Genomic DNA, 4352 nt, shown 5'->3' on the forward strand with positions numbered 1-4352 from the left:
TCCTAATGGCAGAGTTAGCGCTGATGATCTCTATCAATTTTGTATAGATTATGAGATGAAAATTAAAGCTGTAGGCGGTTTAGATTTTCAACTTTTAGGTATTGGTAGAACGGGACATATTGGGTTTAATGAACCGCTTTCTAGCCTATCATCTCGCACGCGTGTGAAAACCCTAACAAAGTCGACGATCGAAGCGAACTCGAGGTTTTTTGGACCGGACGAACGTCAGCCGACTGATTCAATGACCATGGGTATTGGCACCATTCTGGATGCGAAGCAGGTGGTTCTGTTGGCCACTGGTGCCCATAAAGCTGAAGCTGTCAGAGGATGCGTTGAGGGGGCGGTTACCGCTTCTTGTCCGGCTTCAGCATTGCAATTACACCAACACGCCATTGTTGTGGTTGATGAGGCCGCGGCTGAACTGTTGAGCATGAAAGACTATGCGATTTGGGCCGAAACACGCCATATTGCCATGGAACAAATGTAGCCGCATCAAACCCAGCGTTAAGCAATTGGAAACCCCGTTCTTAGATGAGGACGGGGTTTTTCCATTCTAATTTACTTCAAATTATGTGTTTTGGGGCTCTTATTCGTCGACTATTTAATCCCAAATTGTGCAGCGCACGTCGCTCGCATTTAGAGGCGAACTGTGCTGCGATGGCTGACTTGACGACAAAAATGATCAACAAAAATAACGCCTCAACTGCTGAAAACACTACGCTTGAAGTGGTGGCTGTCGACCCGCGCGTTTGGGATCAAACCGCGCATCAATTTGATGATATTTGCCAAGAGCAAATGAATGTTTTTGCTGCCGAACGCTGGCCACAGATGAATGTGGACTGCCTGCATTTCTTACGCGACGGCGAATTGGTGGCAGGTTGTTTGATCATGCATCGTGCTGCGCCTTTGGGATTGGGCGGATTGGCGGTGTGTAAATGGGGGCCCGTTGTTCTGGATACTACAGCAGTGGATGCGGAAGCTATCCATGGTCTTGCTATAGACGCGTTGGTGCAAAAATATGCAATTGAAGGGCGTTTGATGCTTTCGATATTGCCACGGCCCAGGCCATCGGAAGTCAATTTTGCCACTGAACAACTGTTGGCCCGCCGCTTTAAGCCCGGTCTTGGGCTGCCATTTCCCAATCGTTATTTCGTGAATGTTCATGTTGATGACGAAGCGATGCGCGCAAGTTTTGGCCAAAAGTGGCGTGCGCATTTGAAAAAAAGCGAGAAAAACGGACTTGAGTTCGAGCATTGTGATGTTTCGCAAATGCCTGTGTTTTACGACCTCTATCGGTCTATGACAGACCGAAAACAATTTCCGGATTATTCTGCATTTGATTCTTTGCATCATTTGATGGAAAATATTGACGACAGTGCGCGGCCTGAATTGTTTTTGGTGCGTCATGATGGCGAGCCAGTTGCTGGCGCAGTGATTTTTGCTACGGGCGATACCGCAGTTTATTTATATGGTGCAACCAATGATGAGGCCTTGCCACTTCGCGCTGGCTATTTGATGCATTGGGAAATCATGCGCTGGCTTGCGCGCCAAGACCGCATCAAATGGTACGACTTAGGTGGGACCGATGGTTTTTTGGGGCTGCACCAATTCAAAAACGGAATGGTTGGAAAAGCCGGAATTGTGTCTGAAGTGCCAAGAGTTATGAATTACGCGCACTGGATGTTGCCACGGCTTTTAGGCGAAACACTGTTTTTTGCCCGCGATACAAAGGCCCAAGTTATGCGTTGGATCAAATCCCGAAAAACTATAGGCCCGAACGACTAATTCGATTTCTTAAAAGCGCTAACTCTTTGGGCCAAAAGCGTCCTTAAAACGTTGCGTTAGTCGACCCAATCGACCTTTTACAGCAAATGGGCGATATCCCGGGATTGTCTTTTTTGTCTCAATTTCAAAAACCAGATAGTCCTCGCCAAAGATATGCTTTTTGAGCTCAGCAACTTCAGTCCATCCAAATCGCTTTAGGATAATTCGTGCGGTGCGGTTGTCTGTGCGGGTTAGGGTCGATAATTTGTGCCAATTGCCGTTGTCAAAATACTCTTTGAAATAGGTGTTGCCGACGATGGCCAATTTCGATTTGCGAAAAGCGGGCAATATGTAGGACCAATAGAGAAATACCACACCGTTGTCTGGGCCTGAAATCATGAATCCGGCCCGTTCCCCGTTCTTTTTAAGGATCAGAAGGTGGTGGGGGTCATATTCAAAAAGAGCGCGGATCAAATTGGCATTGATGCGTTGTTTTTCAAAAGCTTTGAATTCGTCATTGTAGAATTCTAGCTCGTCAATGGCTTGATGAACGTGGGTGAGGACCCAATCCAAGTCGGCTAGTTCCGCTGGGCCGGCGGTGTCATTTGACTGTTGGTTTGTGGTGTTCATGCGCATTTGGTCTCTATCTTGTGGGTTGTGTGGAAAATAACCTGATCGCCTTTAAGTTTGGTTTCGATGAGCAAACTGTCTCAAAATAGTTGCTTTTGAGCATAACAAGTCCAAAAAGATGCCAACAGATATTGACCAAGTGCTACCAACCCTTTAGCCATTTGTGCACGGTGTTGTGGGGACAACGTGCGGCGCAAATGTTTTGTGTCGCCAACCGTAAGTCCGGCAGTAATGCCCTAGTTAGTAGACTTTAAAACGAGGAGGAGTCGCTCGATGAGTGATGATATCTATCAGCCATCTAAAGAGATCGTCTCACACGCCCTAATCAACGCAGACCAATATAAAGACATGTATGCGAAATCTGTCGCAGATCCTGAGGGATTTTGGGGCGAAGCCGCAAAGCGTCTTGATTGGATCAAAGAGCCGACGAAGATCAAGAATACAAGTTTTGAGCATTCTAGTGTTTCAATCAAATGGTTTGAAGATGGCGAGCTGAATGTCTCAGTCAACTGTATAGACCGCCATCTACCTGAACGCGCTGATCAAACGGCGCTTATTTGGGAAGGTGATGAGCCGGGCACAGACATGCACATTACATATGCGCAATTGCACCGTCGGGTAAGCCGATTTGGCAATGTTTTGCGCAATCTTGGGGTGCAAAAAGGTGATCGGGTAACCATTTACCTGCCCATGATCCCTGAGGCTGCTTATGCCATGCTGGCTTGTGCGCGCATTGGCGCGGCACACTCGATTGTTTTTGCGGGCTTTTCACCAGAAGCCCTTGCCGGGCGGATTAATGATTGCAAGTCAACTGTGGTCATCACCGCAGATGAGGGGCGTCGCGGTGGTAAAACCGTGCCATTGAAGGCCAATGTGGACGAAGCGGCGAAGCACGCGCTGGGCATTGAGAAAATTCTTGTTGTTGAGAATACGGGCAATGAAGTTGCCATGAAGGGCGGGCGCGACGTTTGGTGGCACGAGGCTGCAACAGGCGTTGATGAGTTCTGTAAACCCGAGCGCATGAATGCTGAAGATCCCTTGTTCATTCTTTATACGTCGGGTTCAACCGGCACGCCAAAGGGCGTATTGCACACAACCGGTGGCTATCTTGTTTATGCGGCGATGACCCATGAATATGTGTTCGACTATCATGATGGCGACATTTATTGGTGCACAGCGGATGTGGGGTGGGTAACGGGCCACAGCTACATTATTTATGGACCACTTGCGAATGGCGCGACATCTTTGATGTTTGAAGGTGTGCCAAATTATCCGGATGCTTCGCGGTTTTGGCAAGTTTGCGAAAAGCATAAGGTCAATCAATTCTATACCGCACCAACTGCCATCCGGGCCTTGATGGGCGCGGGAAATGAATATGCTTCAAAATGTGATCTTTCCTCTTTGCGCATTCTTGGCACCGTGGGTGAGCCAATTAATCCTGAAGCTTGGAATTGGTACAATGATGTAATCGGCAAAGGCAAATGCCCGATTGTTGATACATGGTGGCAAACAGAAACCGGCGGCCATTTGCTGACGCCTTTGCCTGGGGCGACACCGACCAAACCGGGTTCTGCCACCACACCATTTTTCGGCGTTCAGCCCGTTATTCTTGACCCAACAACTGGTGAAGAGATCACGAACGTTGAGGCTGAGGGCGTTTTGTGCATCAAGGACAGTTGGCCGGGTCAAATGCGTTCCGTCTATGGCGACCATGAGCGTTTCATCAAGACCTATTTCTCTGACTATAAGGGCTATTACTTTAGTGGTGATGGCTGTCGTCGAGATAAAGACGGCTATTATTGGATCACGGGCCGCGTTGATGATGTGTTGAACGTTTCTGGCCATCGCATGGGCACTGCAGAAATTGAAAGCGCGCTTGTGGCCCATCCAAAGGTCTCAGAATCTGCCGTTGTGGGCTATCCTCACGATGTAAAAGGGCAGGGCATTTATTGCTATGT

Annotated in this window: 4 protein-coding genes; 3 read left to right on the forward strand and 1 reads right to left on the reverse strand. The window is 48.3% G+C overall.

What is annotated here, in order from left to right; translation table 11 throughout:
* Together Q0231_RS05215 and Q0231_RS05220 are read left to right on the forward strand one after the other, a co-directional pair.
* Positions 1 to 487 (forward strand): glucosamine-6-phosphate deaminase (locus tag Q0231_RS05215; protein WP_299345944.1); only part of this gene is annotated, 487 nt, incomplete at its 5' end.
* Positions 488 to 678: 191 nt separating this feature from the next.
* Positions 679 to 1785: a GNAT family N-acetyltransferase gene (locus tag Q0231_RS05220; RefSeq protein ID WP_299345946.1), complete on the forward strand. Its 1107-nt coding sequence runs from the start codon at positions 679 to 681 to the stop codon at positions 1783 to 1785.
* An 18-nt stretch (positions 1786 to 1803) separates the two neighbouring features.
* Here Q0231_RS05220 and Q0231_RS05225 read toward each other — a convergent pair whose 3' ends face one another.
* On the reverse strand, positions 1804 to 2394 hold the full coding sequence (locus tag Q0231_RS05225; protein WP_299345949.1) for a GNAT family N-acetyltransferase: 591 nt from the start codon (positions 2392 to 2394) through the stop codon (positions 1804 to 1806).
* Between the two features lie 273 nt (positions 2395 to 2667).
* Between Q0231_RS05225 and acs the strand changes: the two genes are divergently transcribed.
* On the forward strand, positions 2668 to 4352 hold a 1685-nt coding region (gene acs / locus Q0231_RS05230), incomplete at its 3' end, for an acetate--CoA ligase (protein ID WP_299345952.1).

Source organism: uncultured Maritalea sp. (assembly GCF_937139385.1).
In the GTDB taxonomy this organism is placed as follows: domain Bacteria; phylum Pseudomonadota; class Alphaproteobacteria; order Rhizobiales; family Devosiaceae; genus Maritalea; species Maritalea porphyrae_A.